This window comes from Streptosporangium sp. H16 (assembly GCF_051918855.1).
Classification (GTDB): domain Bacteria; phylum Actinomycetota; class Actinomycetes; order Streptosporangiales; family Streptosporangiaceae; genus Streptosporangium.
In genome coordinates, this window is the sequence record NZ_JBPXMD010000004.1 from 338,476 (window position 1) to 355,278 (window position 16,803).

10 protein-coding genes are annotated in these 16,803 nt (G+C 69.4%); 3 read left to right on the forward strand and 7 right to left on the reverse strand.

Translation table 11 applies throughout. The features are described 5' to 3' along the window. Window positions 1-31: 31 nt before the first annotated feature. Window positions 32-853 carry a hypothetical protein gene (locus tag ACTOQ2_RS09640; RefSeq protein WP_440099301.1) on the reverse strand — a complete coding sequence of 274 codons (822 nt, stop codon included), beginning with the start codon at window positions 851-853 and terminating at the stop codon, window positions 32-34. Further along, complete coding sequence (locus ACTOQ2_RS09645) at window positions 853-7,590, reverse strand: polymorphic toxin-type HINT domain-containing protein (protein ID WP_440099377.1); 6,738 nt, start codon at window positions 7,588-7,590, stop codon at window positions 853-855. The genes ACTOQ2_RS09640 and ACTOQ2_RS09645 overlap by 1 nt, the downstream gene beginning before the upstream one ends. A 662-nt stretch (window positions 7,591-8,252) precedes the next feature. On the opposite strand from ACTOQ2_RS09645, the gene ACTOQ2_RS09650 reads away from it, so the two are divergent. Then, window positions 8,253-8,624, forward strand: coding sequence for a VOC family protein (locus ACTOQ2_RS09650; protein ID WP_362843135.1), 372 nt, complete (start codon window positions 8,253-8,255; stop codon window positions 8,622-8,624). 60 nt (window positions 8,625-8,684) lie between these two features. Here ACTOQ2_RS09650 and ACTOQ2_RS09655 read toward each other — a convergent pair whose 3' ends face one another. The 5 genes from ACTOQ2_RS09655 to ACTOQ2_RS09675 form a co-directional block, all read right to left on the reverse strand. After that, window positions 8,685-9,842, reverse strand: coding sequence for a cation:proton antiporter (locus ACTOQ2_RS09655; RefSeq protein WP_440099302.1), 1,158 nt, complete (start codon window positions 9,840-9,842; stop codon window positions 8,685-8,687). Between the two features lie 8 nt (window positions 9,843-9,850). Then, the gene (locus tag ACTOQ2_RS09660) at window positions 9,851-10,333 is read right to left on the reverse strand and encodes a cation:proton antiporter regulatory subunit (RefSeq protein ID WP_440066327.1); all 483 of its coding nucleotides are present in this window, start codon (window positions 10,331-10,333) and stop codon (window positions 9,851-9,853) included. A 295-nt stretch (window positions 10,334-10,628) separates the two neighbouring features. Next, window positions 10,629-11,081, reverse strand: coding sequence for an iron chaperone (locus tag ACTOQ2_RS09665; protein WP_440099303.1), 453 nt, complete (start codon window positions 11,079-11,081; stop codon window positions 10,629-10,631). Window positions 11,082-11,266: 185 nt separating this feature from the next. Further along, entirely contained in the window at window positions 11,267-11,878 is a 612-nt protein-coding gene (locus ACTOQ2_RS09670) for a glyoxalase (protein ID WP_440099304.1), read from the reverse strand. An 81-nt stretch (window positions 11,879-11,959) separates the two neighbouring features. After that, entirely contained in the window at window positions 11,960-12,316 is a 357-nt protein-coding gene (locus ACTOQ2_RS09675) for a VOC family protein (RefSeq protein ID WP_440099305.1), read from the reverse strand. A gap of 190 nt (window positions 12,317-12,506) precedes the next feature. Here ACTOQ2_RS09675 and ACTOQ2_RS09680 point away from each other — a divergent pair, with 190 nt between their 5' ends. Both ACTOQ2_RS09680 and ACTOQ2_RS09685 read left to right on the forward strand, forming a co-directional pair. Continuing rightward, window positions 12,507-15,308: an ATP-binding protein gene (locus ACTOQ2_RS09680; RefSeq protein WP_440099306.1), complete on the forward strand. Its 2,802-nt coding sequence runs from the start codon at window positions 12,507-12,509 to the stop codon at window positions 15,306-15,308. A gap of 242 nt (window positions 15,309-15,550) precedes the next feature. Beyond that, window positions 15,551-16,777 (forward strand): saccharopine dehydrogenase family protein, encoded by a 1,227-nt coding sequence (locus ACTOQ2_RS09685; protein WP_440099307.1) that lies wholly within the window; start codon window positions 15,551-15,553, stop codon window positions 16,775-16,777. Window positions 16,778-16,803: the final 26 nt, after the last annotated feature.

Here is a 16,803-nt window from a genome sequence, read left to right on the forward strand (position 1 = left end):
CGTGACGGGTACCGGAGCTCCGCGGCGCTCGTCACGGCCGGCTGGTTGCCCGGTGCCACGCCAAGGAGATCTTCTCCACGATCTCCTCATCCCGCGGGTCGCCGGGGGACCGTAGGGCAGGGTCGTCGACGTACTCCTCGTCCAGGATGTAGAAGACCTCGTCCAGCAGCTCGCCGAGCGTGCCGTGCACCCGCTCGCCGTCGGCCATGGCCGCCGACCGGGTTCTGAACCATTCGGCGGAGATCTCCCGCAGTGTGATCCTCTCTCGCAGGAGTTTCTCGACCAGGTCGACGAGCTGCCTGGTGTGGGAACCGGCAGGCGCCTCGCCCGGCGATGACCACGAGTGCCATCGTGGAGGGTATCCGGCGGCGATGTCCATCAATATCGGATGGGACGCTGCCAGTTTCCTGGCGTGTCGTGCGAACCGCGCACGCGCGTCGTCTACCGAGGCGCTCGCGCACAGCGCGACAAAGCCGGTCGAGCCGCCGATGAGCGCGTATCGCTCGACGCTGAGGAACACCGCGCCCGAGAGGTCGGGAAGTACGAGAAGGACATCGGTGTCACCCCACCCGTCGGGTATCGGCATGCCCTCGGGGTGGGGGGTCACACGGGCGAGCGCGTCGTGCGCGTGCTCGGCCGCGACGCGGGCACCGATCAGGTGGTCGAAGCCCGCCGCCCGTACCCCTCCGGCCATGCTCGCCAGGAGTGCTTTGTCACGAGGCCCGTACGACAGCAACGGGGCGGCGACCCTGCCCTCCTGGCCCAGCCAGGCGCGGTTGAACCGCGTCCGGCCGTCTAGCAGGCGGTCACACAACCGCCCGCTGGTGTCGGGCGGTTCCGCGGAGGAGGGCATCACCACAACTCACCCTTGCGGACAATATCGTCGATCTGGTTGGCACCCAGTTTCCAGGAGGACCAGAAAGCCCCGTTGGGGCGGAGCATCACCATCAAGCCTGTCTTCATGTCGATGAAACCTATGGCGATTCCCTGGCCGTGGTATTTGAAGCGGAACATCTTGGTGCCCGGCGCCGCCATGTGTTCTTTCAGCTTCTTGGCGAACTCCAGCACGTTGGCCTTGTTCTCGTTGCCGTGCACTCCGAACTGATGCGCGTGACTCTTGTACTTCTTCTGAACGAGCTTATAAGAGAAGTCGGCTTTGTTGAGCCAGGCGTTCTTCGGGCATGGGCCGGCATTGTGCACCAGCACGTGCTGTGTGCCGGCGGACACGTGGTAGGTGTGGATCCCGTCGACGGTCAAATTGTGCACCCGTTGGTCGGAGGTGCTCCATCGGGCGACGGCGCTGACCCGGACCTGGGCACCGGTGCTGGTCCGCAGCCACTGGCCCGGCCGCAGTTCACCAGCTGGCCGCCAGCGGCGCGTCTCGTCAGTCCAGAAGGGGTGTTCGGCGGTCGCGATGATCACTCCGGTGGCGTCGCCGCGCGCGCCGTCTGTGTCCACCGTGAGCTGGACCAGGTTCTTGCCGCCCTCGCTGGTGAGGAGCGCGATGACTGGCTTGGCCGAGGTCTTCCCGGTTTCCGGGTCCGTGGCGATGACCTTGTCGCCGATGACGACGTCCTCGACGGCCTTGGTGGTCCCGTCCGCCATGAGTACGCGGGTGCCTGGCACGAAACTGCTGCAGCTCGCCGTGTCGGCCTTGCGCCCTGCGGCCACGGTGTCGTCCGCCTTGCCCGCCAGCTTCTTGATCACTCTGGTGGGAAGCCCGATGGCTTTGCCCCATGGAATGACGCCGGCGCATGCCAAGGCATCACCACGGGCGCATTCGGGGTAGTCGTCAATGAACAGGGCCCACAGGAAGTCCCGCACCATGATCGCGGAGCGCCGGTCGCGTTCGGCGAGGGTTCTCTTCACCCAGGCGTTGACGGCGTCGGGATCGGTCTGGGCCTTCCATGCCATCCACACCGTCTGCTTCTGGTTCGTGCTCAGGTTGCTGTAGTGGGTGTTGTAGACGTGTTCGGCGACCTCCGCCTTGGTCAGTGGCTGCCGTTTGGCGAACTTCTGCTGGATGGTGGTGGTGCATTCGGCGCGGCCGGAGCCGTCGCCGCAGTGGTCCGGGCGTAGCCCGTCGGGGTCGGACTGGCCGATGGGGTCGTTGCCGGCATAGGAGTAAGGGTTGGCCCACTGGGGGGTGGTCAGGTCCAGCAGCGGGTCCGTGCTGACGAACTTGGCGATCGCGGGGTCGTAGTAGCGGGCCGACAGGTAGGTCAGGCCGGTGGAGTCGTCCTCGGTCTTGCCCAGGAAGCCGCGGTCGGTGAAGGGCAGGTCATCGGCGCCGCGCCGCTGGCCGAAGGGCAGGTAGCGTTCCCTGCTGACCTGGCCGGTGGTGGCGTCGACAGCCAGTTGCTGGCTGCCGTGCAGGCCGGACAGTAGCCATCTGACCCCCCCTCCGTCACGCAGGGCGATCGTGGCCCCGTCGGAGGTGGCGTAGTAGCGCTTGGCCGTGACCTGTCCGCCCGTCAGGGTGAGCTCTGTGCCGTCGAGATAGAGCGTGGTCGTGCCGTCGGGGGCGCGCCGGATCAGGCGTTGCCCGTCGGCGTCGTAGACCATGTCGGTGTGCTGGCCGTCGATGGTGGCGCGGGTGAGCTGGCCAAGTTCGTTCCAGCCGAGGGTGCCTTGCTCGCCGCCGACGGTGCGGGCGGTGAGTTGGCCGGCGTTGTCGTAGGCGTAGGAGTCGGTGCCGCCGGGCCGGGTGATGGAGGTGACCGCGTTGGGCCGCACGGCGGTGGCGCCCGGGGCCGGGTAGGCATAGATGGCGGTCTGGCCGTTGTCGGTCAGGCTGGTGAGGTTGCCGACCTTGTCGTAGGTGTAGCTCTGGTCGTACGGGTCAACGCCGTGGCCGTCGGTTGAGTCGGCGTCGCACGCGTTGGTGGTGGTGGTCCAGGCGGCGGTGAGTCGTCGTAGGCCGTCGTACGTGTAGCACTCGGACTGCCCGGCGGTTCCGCCGGGCATGGCCGAGGCGGCGTCGAGGACACGGGTGATCTTTCCTGCGGTGTCGTAGCTGTAGCGGTCGTCCTGAACGGTGTCGGGAGTGCCGGTGTCGGCCTTGGTCTGCGTGGTGATCCGGGCGAGCCAGCCGGTCGTCGCGTCCCGTTCCAAGGTGCGCTTGACCTGGCCGTTGCCGCCCAGGAGCCGGGTGGCGAGCTTTCCCGTGGCGGTGAAGGTCGTGTCCTTGACGTAGGTGAATCCGCCGGAGTGGCCGGAGGAGACACCCTTGACCAGGCCGAGATCGGTGTAGGAATGGGTGATCGTCTCGGCGGGAAGCCCGCCCGCCGCGGGCACGCCCTGCTCGCGCAGGTTGCCCGCCGCGTCGAAGCTCGCGGTGAAGGCATAGGTGCCGGCGAGAGCGCCTTCGCCGGCGGGGACGGTGAGGGTGGTGGCGGTGCGGCGGTAGTCGTCGTCGTAGGCGGTCACCGCCTGGGTGTAGGTCCGGCCGTCCATGTACCGGGTGGCGGTGGCGGGCTGTCCCTTGGCCACACTGTCGTAGGTCCATTCGGCCAGCTTGGTGCCGCTGCCCGCCTCCCCGGCCCACTGGGCGGTGCGACGGCCCAGGTCGTCGTAGGTGGTGGAGACCTTCTGTCCCAAACCATTGGTGGCCCAGGTCAGGCGGCCGGCCAGGTCGTAGCCGTAACCGGTGGAACCCGAGTCCGGGTCGCTGGCCGCGGTACGACGGCCAAGCCAGTCGGTGGTGAAGGTCCGGACGTTGCCGTTGGCATCGGTGATCTTCGACAGGTTGCCGTTGAGGTCGTAGTCGAAGGTGGTGTCGCCGTGCGTACCGGCGTCGGCCCATTCCTCGACCTTGACGGTGCGGTCGAACACATCGGTGATTGTCGTCGTCTTCGCCCCCACCGGTGGCGTCACTTCGGCTCGCTCGACCCCGGTGTAGACGCTGGTCGTACGGCGGAGCTCGGTGCCCAGGTGGTAGGAGATGGCGGCGGTGGGACGCTCCTGGTCGTCGTAGAGCACCTTGTTCCACTGTGGCAGGTCCGTCACTGCCGGGTTGAGCAGCCCGCTGCCTGGCTGCGCCGTGTTGTGCGCGGGTTCGGAGATGACGTGGGAGAGGCCACGGGCGTCATAGGTAGTGACGGTGACGATCCGGCCACCGGCAGGAGAGACCGTCTGGGATTCCCTCGGTCGGCCGAAACCGTCCTCATAGGTGTGTGAGGAAAGCCAGCGGGAACTCGTGCCGGTTCCCGACAGCAGCCGCCGCACTGTCGTCTTGATGGCGCTGGTCGGCTGTCCCAACCCGCCGTTCCATGCGATGTCATAGACGGCGGTGGCGCTCGGGGTGCCGCCGCCGCGCGGATGGCCGGGCTTCCACAGGGCGGTGGCCCGGCCGAGCGCGTCGTAGTCGAACTCCACGGTCTTGCCGTTCGCGTCGGTGACCGAGACCGTCTCGCCGACCAGTCGGGACGTGCGGTCGACGGTCGTGTGGCCGAGCGAATTGGTGACGATCGTGCCGTTGGTCGGCCAGCCGGAGGTGGGGCTGTAGGCGGTGGTGACTGTTTTGCCCAGCGGGTCGGTGGAGGTCAGGGTCCGGCCATAGTCGTCGAAGGTCGCCTTGGTGGTCGACACTGTGGAGGCGTTAACGGAAGAGCGCACCTCGGTGGCGTTGCCGTCGCTCGGTTTGTTGGTGGCCGGGTCGGTGCCCGCGTCGTAGAGGGTGACCGTCCTGCCGATCAGGGCGCCGGTCGTGCAGTTGTCCCCGGTGCGTTTCTCCGTCACGGACGGGAAGCCGATCAGCCACTGGCCGGGATCGGTGTTACGTGCGTAGGTATAGGTCAGGCAGCTGTTGTCGTTGGTGACACCGTCCTGGCCGTAGTTGTTGACCCTGTTCGGCAGGCCGTCGGCGTTGTAGGTGGTTCGCAGGTCGGTGTAGCGCCAGCCACCGCCGGTGACCTTCTCTCTGGAGCGTTCGCGGGTGCGCACGACGAACGCCGGGTCCTGGGTGCCGGGACCGTTGCCGGTCGACTGGATCGTGTACTCGTATCGGGTGGACTTCACCTCGGTGTAGGCACGCGGGCTCAGCGTGGTCATCTGCCATGCCTGCTCCTGCAGCAACTGCCCCTGCAACGCGGGGGCATCCAGAGTGGTGCCGTTCTCGAAATGGGCGACTTGCTGGCCACTACCGCGCAGGAACGTCTGCGTGGTGACCGTGTAGCCAGCCGGGTCGCTGCCGGCGCCGGCGACGGTGCGGACCTGGCCGTAGCCGCGCCACTCCGAGGCGGGTGGCGCCAGGCCGAGTTCTACCCACTGGATGGGGTTTTGCCAGCGCGGGGTACCCAGGAACTCGTATTGGTGCACCATGTCGGGCGAACCGGAGACCATGTCGCGTTCGACGACCTTGGTGGCGAGCTGTTTGAAGTAGCGGGTCCAGGTTTCGTACCCGCTCTCGGGGTCGCTGCCCATATCGACCTCGAAACAGTCACCGGTCTTGTCTGTCAGGTAGTTGCCACCGACCCTGCCTTTGCCGCCACCACACGGATCGACCTGGCCGTAGGTGACCTCTATCCGGCCGCCCATGCCGTTGGCGATGGCGGCCACGCGCGGCACCATCCGCCATGACAGCAGGTTGGTCCAGTCGGACATGGTGTCGTAGTCCATCGCGCCGGCCAGCATCACCGCGTCGAAGTCGTGCGGCGGCAGCGTGATCGGCGGGCTGGCGGCCAGGCCCGTCTGCTGGGCGGTGTCCAGCCACAGCACCGGATCGAAGGCCGGCCCGAAGTCGGTTCGCTGGTAGATCCACTGGTGGGCGAGGTCCAGCCGGCTCACCGGATCCCAGGCGCCCGAGGCGGGGTCACGCGACTCGGTTCGCACCGAAGTGAGCTTGCGAGTCGAGTAGAAGGCGATGGTGTCGTTCTCGCAACCGGCCTGGGTGGCGCAGTACAGGTCGGTGGGGACGTCGCCGCCGTCGCGGGCAGTAGTGGTGAACACGGTACGCGTGGTCGGCACGCTCCCGGCCACCTGGCTGTTGTGCCCCCAGCTCACCTCGGCCAGGAACCCGCCCCGGTCGTAGGGCAGGACCCGGTAGGCCTCGTGGACGCAGGAGGGCAGGCAGAAGTAGTTGGTCTCCCGGGTATAGGAGTAATCGATCACGTTCTCGTTGCGGTCGACCTCCTGATCGAGGTTCCAACGCCACGCTCCTGTGCAGGTGGGCGGGATGTCGTCGTTGTAATAGCGGTCGAAACAGGGCTCGTCGGCCACCGCGAGCGGGTCGTGCTCATTGCCCACGTACGGCGTTTGCCATTGGGCGTCGCGGTTGTAGCCGAATCGCCACACCTGGCCTTCCTGATTGGTGACCTTCCAATACGGCTGGCCGGTCGTGCCCCCCGTGAGCTGCTCGATCTTCCAGCCGAAATCCGGCACCGTCTTCCACGTCCCGGAGGTACGGTCCTCGACGATCTGCGCCGAGCGACCACCCGCGGACAACACCAGTTCCGACTGCGTTCGGTCATTGGTGGTGGAGTCACCGTCGTTCTCATCCGGTGACTCCCAGCACAGAGCTTTCCCGGCGGTGCCCAGTTCCTCAGCCCACCAGATCAAGTCGGCGGTGTTGGGGTCGTACCAATTGTCCACGGCGCAGCGCCGATACCGTCGCTCGATGAACCCGGCGTTCAGGTTCCAGCCCACCCCAACCACACCGGACTGGTTGTTGGTCCACCGCCCCTGCCCGTCCACCGAGGAGGCGTCGTACTGCAACGACAGCCCCGGCCCCTCCCCGCCAGGCGAGGGGGCCTCCGGCAACGGCAGATCGTAGTCGAACCCGCCGCCGGAGGTGCCCGCCTGCCAGGTGCCCGACGGCTTCAGATCGGTCGCGCCCCAGTTCCCGTTCGGACCGGTCAGCCCAGCCGCCAGCAAGTACACCGATCCGGTCGCGAGTTGCGAGGCCAGTGCGGCCTCTGCCGCCCGTGCTGCGGCCTGCTTGCGGTCCTTGGCAGGGGTGGACGGCTCGGCGGGAGGCATCGCCTGGGCCTTGCCGGCGGGGGCCGCCTCGATGTCGGCCGTCAGCGTCCCGGCCCTCAGGTCGTTGGACGCCGCCACCGTGCTCGGCCGTATCACGCACGAGCGAGGACGTGGCGTTTGCAATGCGCACGCGGGCAGCCGCAACAGCTGTAACCGACTCGCGAAGTCACCGCCGTAGGCGTCCCGGAACCCGGCGTAGGAGAATTCCGCCCGCACCTTGCCGGTGGCGGCGCCGCCGTCGGCACGTGTCAGCCGCACCGCGACCCCCACCCCACCCAGCTCACGCGCCTTCTCCATTGGCAAGGTCTCCACCCTCACCGTGGCCAGCTCGGACCCCTTGGCCTTGCCCACCTTGACCGGCAGCGCACCGGCCTTGGACACCCGGCCCACCGGTGCGAGATCGACTTCGGCGCTGCCGGCCTTCGGCCACACCGGAGTACGTCGCACCACTTCGGGTACCGAGTCCTCCGCCCCCTTGGTGACCTTCTTTTTGGGTACGGCACGCCCATCGACCGACGGTTCCGGAGCCGGCGCCGCCGCGGCGGCCCGCCCGATCAGATTCTCCGGAACACCCATCCCGGAGACGAGCACGGCACTCACCAAGGCGATCACCAAGGTGGCCAATCTCATCCGAGCATGCCGAATTCGCATAACGCACCCTTCACGGCACGCTGCCGCGGGCCTCCGATCGAGGAGGCCGCGCGTACCGAAAGCAGACGTAAGGAGAATCACTGCGAATGTGATCGAGAGAAGTAGATCGGTCAAGGAACCGGAGTGTCGTCTTCCCGATGCCCAGAGTCAGGTCTCGGTGCCCGCCGCCGTTATAGACAATGGTCAACTCACATGTCAAAGATGGTCACTCTTGATTGTCTATATGAGTGTGAGTTGCATCACATGTACGGATTTTCCTCTTGAGGGCGGGGCTCCGGTCGTGCCCGGCGCGACCCGGCTTTCGCTGTTCGGCGTCGAGGAATCCAAAATTGCGGAAACGAACAAGGCGTTTTCAGCCGTCTCAAAGCGTGGAGACGGTTCCATACCGCGACGGCCCTTACCGGGACCGGTGACACCTGCCTTTTCCTGATCACCTAGCACTCGAGTCCGACCGCCGGTACCTCGTCGCTGGCGCTGTACCGCTTGCGCGTGGCGTAAAAGTACAAAGAGGTGACCGTAAGTTGGGCGGCCTAGAGGCTCGGAACATCGGGATCAGTGAGGAGTATCTCGCCGCTACGGGGCGATGAACTGTCGGGAAATGATGGGAAGAGAAGGAGAAGGACATGTTTCGGCAGACCAAGGCATTCAGCGGGTTCGCGGTGGACGACGTCGAGACGGCGAGGAAGTTCTACACCGAGACCCTGGGACTGGAGGTGTCGGAGGAGAACGGCATGCTGACCCTGCACCTCGCCGGGGGCGGGAAGGTGCTGGTCTACCCCAAGCACGGCCACGTCCCGGCCTCGTACACCATCCTCAACTTCCCGGTGGACGACATCGACGCCGCCGTCGACGGGCTGGTCGGGCGCGGGGTGGTCTTCGAGCGGTACGACGGCTTCCCGCAGGACGACAGGGGCGTCATGCGGGAGGAGGGTCCCCCCATCGCGTGGTTCAAGGACCCCGCGGGCAACATCCTGTCCGTACTCCAGGACGGATGACCCGCCGAGCGGCCGTGGAGGTCCCGCCCGGCCCGCCGGGACGGCGGGCCGGGCGGGACCTCAGGCGCGCTTGGCGATGGCGGTGATGAAGGGCTGGACGAGCCGCGCGGCCAGCGGGCCGAACGCGGCGAGGATGAGGACGTACGCGGCGGCCAGCGGGCCCAGGTCGGGATGGACCCCGGCGGCCACCGCGAGTCCGGCGATCACGATGTTGAACTCGCCCCGGGGGATGAGCGCGATACCGGCCCGCGCCTGCCCGGCCTTGGCGATGCCCGCCCGGCGGGCGGCGTAGACGCCGGTGAGCAGCTTCGTGATCATGCTGATCAGGGCGAGCAGCGCGGCCAGCCCGGCGACCGGCAGGATCTTGGTCGGGTCGGTCTGCAGGCCGAAGAAGACGAAGAACACCGCGGCGAACAGGTCGCGGATCGGGGTGAGCAGCGCCTGGGCGTCCTCGGCCAGCTCGCCCGAGAGCGCGATGCCCACCAGGAAGGCGCCGACCGCGGCCGAGACCTGCAGCTGCTGGGCCACCCCGGCGACCAGCAGCGCGAGCCCGATGACCTTCAGCAGCAGCACCTCGGAGTTGGGGCTGGAGACGAACGCCTCGATGGCCTTGCCGTAGCGGAGCGCGACCAGCAGCACGACGCTGACCGCGGCCAGCGCGATCGCCACGGTGACCGCGCCGCCGGCGAAGCTCAGTCCGGCCAGCACCGCGGTGAGGACCGGCAGGTAGATCGCCATCGTGAGGTCCTCGAAGACCAGCAGCGACAGCACCACCGGCGTCTCGCGGTTACCGATCCACCCCAGGTCGGACAGGACCTTCGCGGTGATGCCCGAGGAGGTCGCGTACGTGACGCCGGCCATGGCGATGGCGGCCACCGGACCCCAGCCCAGCAGCAGCGCGGCGATCGCGCCGGGTGCGGCGTTGAGCACCAGGTCGACGACGCCCGCGCGCGCGTTGCTCTTGAGGCTCGTCACGAGCTCGTCGGCATTGTACTCCAGGCCGAGGGTGAGCAACAGCAGGATGACGCCGAGCTCGGCGCCGACCGAGATGAACTCCTCGCTGGTGGCGAGGGGCAGGATGCCGCCGGTGCCGAAGGCCAGGCCGGCGATGAGGTAGAGGGGGATGGGCGAGATGCCCACCTTCAGGGCGAGCGCTCCCAGTATGCCGAGCCCGAGAAGGACAGCACCGAGCTCAAGGAAAAGAATCGCAGTGTGCACCCGGTGCCCTACCCGCCGGAAAGGATGTCGGAGACGGCGGATGTGCTCTCGGGACTGCCCACCACGACCACCACGTCGCTCTCGGCCAGCCCGAAGTCGGGGGCGGGGCTGGCGAACACCTGGCCCTCGCGCACCACGGCCACGATGGAGGCGCCGGTGCGGGTGCGGACGCGCGCGTCACCCATCGGCCGGCCGGCGTACGGGGAGCCGGGCAGGATCGGCAGCTGCAGGCTGACCAGGCCCTCGACCTCGCGGTGCAGGTCGTTGAGGCGCTGCACGATGCGCGGGGCGCCGAGCAGCTCGGCGAGCGCGTCGGCCTCCTCGTCGTTCATCTTGATGGTCTCGCACGCGCGATCGGGATCGTCGGGGTCGTATATCACCAGGTCGCGGCGGCCGGTGCGGTGAGAGACGATCCCGATGCGCCTGCCCGACCGCGTCGTGAACTCGTGCCGCAGTCCTATACCGGGCAGTGCCGTCTGCTCGACCTCCACCGTGCCAGCTCCTCCGTGCGCGTTCACTTGTTCTTTGCGGAAAACCTACCAACGGGGGCACTTCGGCGCGTAACTAGCAATAACCCGTATTTCCCATTGACTTCATGGGTTACTTGCCGGACGGTGAGCGGGAACCCGGCCTCCAGCCGTGGATGAGATCTCCGTGCCCGCTCCCGCCGTTGACGCGGGGATGCGACGGCGGGCCGCGATCGGCTTCGCCCTGGGCGCGGTCGCAGGAATCGGCCTGGCCCTGGTCGCCGGGGTCAGCCGGGCGGGCTTCGCGGGGACGCGCGCCTTAGCTCACCGCACGCTTCACCAGCGCGCCGATCCGCGACTCCGTCTCGGCCGTCACCTCGGTCAGGGCGAAACCGGCCGCCCACATCGTGCCCTCGTCCAGCTTCGCCTGGTCGCTGAACCCGAGCGTCGCGTAGCGCGCCTTGAACTTCTCCGCGCTCTGAAAGAAACAGACGATCTTGTCGTTCAACGCGTAGGCGGGCATCCCGTACCAGAGCTTCGGCGCCAGGACCGGGGCGGTGGCCGTGATGACGGCATGGACGCGCTCAGCCATGACCCGGTCCGAGTCCCGCATTTCGGCGATCTTGGTGAGTACGTCCCGCTCCGCCTCCGCCGCCTTCTCGGCACGTGAGCTGCGGCGCGCCGCCTTCTTCTGCTCTTGGGCGTGGTCCTTCATCGCGGCACGCTCCTCGGCCGTGAATCCCTGGTAGGTGCTGCTTTCGGTGTTGCTCATGGCGGATTTCCTCCTTGAGGATCTTGATGTTCGGAGTCTTGCGAAGGGATCTGATGGTCCTCCACCCGGTCGGTGTCGGCTCGCGGCCGGGCAGTTCGTTTCGCTCGTCGGTTTCCTTGGATGATCCCGGTGCCACCGTCATGTACCTGCGTGATGAGGTCGCCGAGGTCGCCCCGCCGCGCGCCTCAGGCGGATGCGGCCTCCCAGACGAACCCGTCGGGGTCGGTGAAGGGCCCGGCATCGCCGCCGATCGTGATGCGGTGCGATCCGGTGCCCTCCTGGGAGACGCCGGTGTCCTTGGCGAGGGCACGGCGCGGGTAGAGCGCCAGCGTGACGACCGACGGCTGGGTGTCGAACTCGACGTACTTGCCGCCGAAGCTCTTGGCCACGGCCAGGCCGCGGCCGACGTAGAACCGCTTGCTCGCCTTGACGTCCGCCACTCCCAGCAAGAGCGCGACCTGGTCGATGTGCAGGGCGGCGGGGCCGGTGTCCTTCTTGTTCGAGGTCGCGATCTTGCAGATGGTCCCGTCCGGTGCGCGGACGACGCCGCCGTAGCCCCAGAACCCCTTCGTGGCGGGCTTCAGCGTCGTGGCGCCGGCGTCGAGGGCGGCGCCGATGAGGGCGTCGACGTTGCCCGGCTGCGACACCACGAGTGACAGCGCGAACCCGCGGAAGCCGGTCGTCGGCGTCTCCGAGGCGCGGACGTTCACGTAAGAGCCCAGGCCGAAGGCGTTGTAGAAGGCGTTCGCGGCCGTGGGGTCGGGAACTTCCAGGGTGATGGACGCGAAGGAGGTCATGGCAGATCCTTTGAACGAGGTGGGTTCGTCGTCTTGCAGGCGGCCGCTACACGGCGGTACATGGCAGGGGCGGGTCGGCGCTCACCGGTCCTGCAGGAGCCCGAGGACGTTGCCGTCGGGGTCGGTGACGGTGGCCACCAGGCGGCCGCCGCCGACCTCGTGCGCGGGCTCCCTCACGGTGGCCCCCGCGGCGATCACCTCGGCCAGCTTCGCCTCGATGTCTTCCACGTGCCAGTAGGCCACCGGCGAGGTCATGCCCTGCGGTCCACCGCCCGGCACCAGCCCGATGTGCTGGCCCTCAACCTCGAAACCGATGTAGTAGGACGAGTCGGTCTGCGGCGGGACCCCGAGCAGGGCCGCGTACACCGCCTTGGCCGCCGACTGGTCGGACACGGGGTGCAGCACGGTCTTGATTCCCCGGGTGGAAGAGCCGGTCATGGTCACTCCTGAAGTCGTGGGTCACATCGACCCGATGTGCAGGTGTTCACAGCATTTCGCCCGGACTGCCGATCCACCTCCGTGGCGACCACGGAAGCGCCCACGGATCGAGAACACGGATCGAGAACACGGATCGCGCACGGTGGCCACTGCGGATGGGGCACAGAGGGGTTTGCGGCAGACTGGGACAGTGATCGCGGTAGCGGATGTCTCCCCTCGGGAAGCCGAGGTGCTGGAGCTGGTCGGGACCCATCTCAGCAATGCCGAGATCGGCGCGCGGTTGTTCATCTCGGTGCGCACCGTGGAGAGCCACGTCTCCTCGTTGCTGCGCAAGCTGGAGGTACCGGATCGGCGGGCGCTCGCCGTGCGAGCGGCCGAACTCGCCCGCGCCGACGAGCCTCACGCGGCACCACCGGTCCTGCCGGCCCCGCTGACCTCGTTCGTCGGCCGGGTGAGCGAGCGAGCCGAACTGACCGAGATGATCAAGGCATGCCGGCAGGTGACCGCGGTCGGCCCCGGCGGAGTGGGCAAGACCCGGCTCGTGCTGGCGGTGGCCGCGGACGTGTCCGGCGAGTACGCCGACGGGGTGTGGTTCGTCGATCTGGTGCCGGTCACCGATCCGGGTATGGTCGCGGCCGCGGTCGCCGGGGCGCTCGGCCTCGGCGAGCAGCCTGGCCGTGGCATGACCGAGTCGGTGGTCGCCGCGCTGGCCGACCGTCATGCGCTGCTGGTGGTGGACAACTGCGAGCACGTGGTGGACGGAGCGGCGCTGTTTTTCGAGCGGTTGCTGGCGACGTGCCCTCGGGTGACGGTGCTGGCGACCAGCCGGGCGCGGCTGATGGTTCCGTTCGAACGTGTGTACCCGGTCCCGCCGCTGTCGCTGGCCGTCGACGGCGAGTCGGACGCGGTCGCGTTGTTCAGGGAGCGGGCGGCGGCGGTCGGCTGGCCGCTGGATCCTCCACTGCACGACCAGATCGCCTCGATCTGTGAGCGGCTGGATGGAATGGCGCTGGCGATCGAGCTGGCCGCCGCCCGGTATCCCACGCTCGGCCTGGACGGCATCACCGCCGCCCTGTCCCACCCGCTACGGATGCTCACCGGCGGATCCCGCGCCGATGAGCGGCACCGTTCGGTGCGGGCGGCGCTGGACTGGAGCCATGCCCTGCTGGAGCCGGGCGACCGGGCGCTGCTGCGCCAGGTGTCGGTGTTCGTGGCGCCGTTCACCGCCGCCGCGGCGGCGGACGTCACCGGGTCCGAGGAAGGCCTGGTCGCAGACGGGCTGGCCCGGCTCGCCGAACAGAGCCTGCTGGTGGTGACGGCGTCCCCGAGCGGGACGGAGTACCGAGTGCTGGAGACCATCCGGCAGTACGCGGCCGAGCGGCTCATCGAGGCCGGTGAGCTGGCCGGCACCCGAGCCGGCCACCTTCGCTGGTGCCTGGCCAAGGCCGCCGACCTGGCGGTGGTGGGAGCGGACTGGCGGGTCCGGTTCGACGCGGTTGCAGACGACCTCCGCGCCGCCCTGGCCTGGGCGGCCGGCCAGCCGGAGCGGCATGCCGACGCGCAGCGCATCGCCCGGCGTTTGGCGGAACTGACCTTTGACCGCAACCTGATCGGCGAATCCCAGCGGCGATACGAGCAGGCGGCCGCGCTCGCCGACGCCTCCGCCACCACCGCGTCGATGCTCCGGCACGCCGCGGCCGTGGCCGGCTGCCGGACGCGTGGTGATGACATGTACCGCCTCTACCGCGCCGCCGCGGACGCTGCCCACCGAGCCGGGGACACCGCTGCCGCCGCCCGTGACCTGGCGACCGCCGCCACCACCGCGTACCGGTTCTCGACCACGTTCGTGCGGCTCCCGCCCCGGGAGGAGGCGCTCGCGCTGATCAGCGAGGCGCGAGAACCGGCCGGCGACGATCCGGCCGCGCGGGCCGCGGTGGCGCTGGCCGAGGCCGCGGTGCTCACTGACGCGTTCGGTGCCGCCCAGGGCCCGCCCGGCAACGCCGTACCGGCGACGATCGCGCGCGCCGAGCGCGCGGTCGAGCTCGCCCGCCGGACCGGCGACCCGCTCGCCGAGTCGGCCGCACTCGATGCGCTCACCGGCGCTCAGAGCTGGGCCGGCGACACGTTCGCCACCGCGGCCACCTCCCGCCGCCGGATCACGCTCCTGTCATCCCTGCCGATCTCTCCGGCCGGCACCCACGAGCTGATCGACGCGCTCGGTATAGTCGCCGAGGCGAGCCTCGGCGCGGGGGATGTGCCAGGCGCCCGCCGATGGGCACGCCAGCTGGCCGACCATCCATCGCTGGCGGAGGTCGGTCACCGCGCTACGTGCCGGCTGCTGATGGTCGATGCGCTGGCGGGCAACGTCGACGAGGTGCTCACCGGAGGCGTACGGTTCCTCGACGCGTGGCGGCGGGCAGGCAGCCCCGCCCGGTCGCTCCTCTGCCCGGCGGTGGCCGCTGTGGCGATGATCCACGGCCTTCGCGACGACCATGACGCCCAGCGCGCCTGGCAGGAGATCCTGGATCAGCTCGGCACCCCACCGGAGCACACCTACGGCTACGGGGCGGTCTTCGACGCGATACTCCTGCTGCACCACGGGCAGGCACCGGAGGCGCTGGAGCGGATGATCCCCGAGCCCAGGCAGGTGTGGAAGTGGGTCACCTGGATCTGGCACCACTGGTATGTCGCGCTGCGTACCGAGGCCGCCGTGCTCGCCGGGAGCCCTGACGCTCGCGACCGCCTGGCCGAAGCCCGGATCATCGTGGCCGGCAACCCGGTCGCCGCCGCCATCGTGGAGCGAGCCGAAGCCCTGTTCGACAAGGACCAGGAGCGGCTGCTCGCCACGGCGGACGCCTTCGACGCCGCCGGCTGCCGGTACCAGTCGGCACGGACCCTGGGTCTCGCCGGCGGCGACCACGCCGCCCGCGGCGCCGCCGCGCTCGCCGATCTCGGCCTCGCCCCGATGGCCCCACCCCGACACCCGAACTGACCCGGGTGGCGGCATCGAGGATTTCGTCCTGTCGGGCTATCCCCATCTGGAGGAGTCGTACTGGTTCGGCGAGAACGCGCTTCCCCGGCTCGTCGCCGCGCCCGTACCGAGGTGAGGGCGGGGGCGTGACGGAATCCGCGCCCGTCCGGGGACGGGCGCGGCCGCCGTGCCCGTACCGGGTGATCGCGCGACACCCGGCGGTACGCCTTGCGTCAGGCATGGGCAGGGAGGATTCTCTGCCCATGCCTGACGATCGCCCGTACGACATCGTGCTGTTCGGAGCCACCGGGTTCACCGGGGCGCTCACCGCCGGCTATCTCGCGCGCCACGCCGGTCCCTCCGTGCGCTGGGCCCTGGCCGGGCGCGACCGGGCCAGGCTCGAAGCGGTCAGGGACCGGATCGGCCTGCCCGAGCTGCCGCTGCTCCACGCCGACGCGACCGACCCCGCCTCCCTGGCGGAGATCGCGAGGCAGGCCAGGGTCGTCGCGACCACGGTGGGCCCCTTCCTCTCCTACGGCGAGCCGCTCGTGGCCGCCTGCGCCGACGCGGGCACCCACTACGCGGACATCACCGGCGAGTCCGAGTTCGTCGACCGCATGTTCATCCGCCACCACGAGCGGGCCAGGCGGACCGGGGCCAAGCTCGTGCACGCGTGCGGTTTCGACTCGATCCCGCACGACCTCGGCGCCTACTTCACCGTCAAGCACCTGCCCCGGGGAGTGCCGCTGGAGGTCAGCGGGTTCGTCAGGGCCTCCGGCGGCGCGTCGGGCGGTACGGTGCACTCCGCCGTCACGGTGATCTCCCGCTTCCGGCAGGCGGCCGAGGCCGCGCGCCTCCGGCGCGAACTCGAAGGGCACTCCTGGTCGGGTCCCGCGCCCGGGACCACGGCCGGGGCCGTGGCCGTGGCGGCTCCCGGGGGCAGGAAGGCGCGCGGCGGGCCCGGGTCGCTCCGCTACGTCGGGGGCTGGGCCCTGCCGCTGCCCACGCTCGACCCGCGGGTCGTCGCCCGCTCGGCCCGCGCGCTGGAGCGCTACGGCCCCGACTTCACCTACCGCCACCACTACGCGGTCAGGCGGCTGCCCGTCGCGCTGGGCCTCGCCGCGGGGGCGGGGGCGCTCGCCCTGCTGGCCCGGATCCCCCCGGCGCGTTCCCTGCTGCTGCGACGCTTCGCCCCCGGGGACGGTCCCGGCGCCGAGCGGCGGGCCAGGAGCTGGTTCAAGGTGACCTTCCTCGGCCAGGGGGGCGGGGCGCGCGTCGTCACCGAGGTCGCGGGCGGAGACCCCGGTTACGACGAGACCGCCAAGATGCTCGGCGAGTCGGCGCTCTGCCTGGCGACCGACGACCTGCCCGACGTCTCGGGCCAGGTCACCACCGCCGTGGCGATGGGCGACGCGCTGATCGACCGGCTCCGGCGGGCGGGCATCACGTTCACGGTGCTGAGCGACTCGCGGAAGGAGACGCCCGCCTGACCGGCCGGTACCGGCTTCGCCCGGAC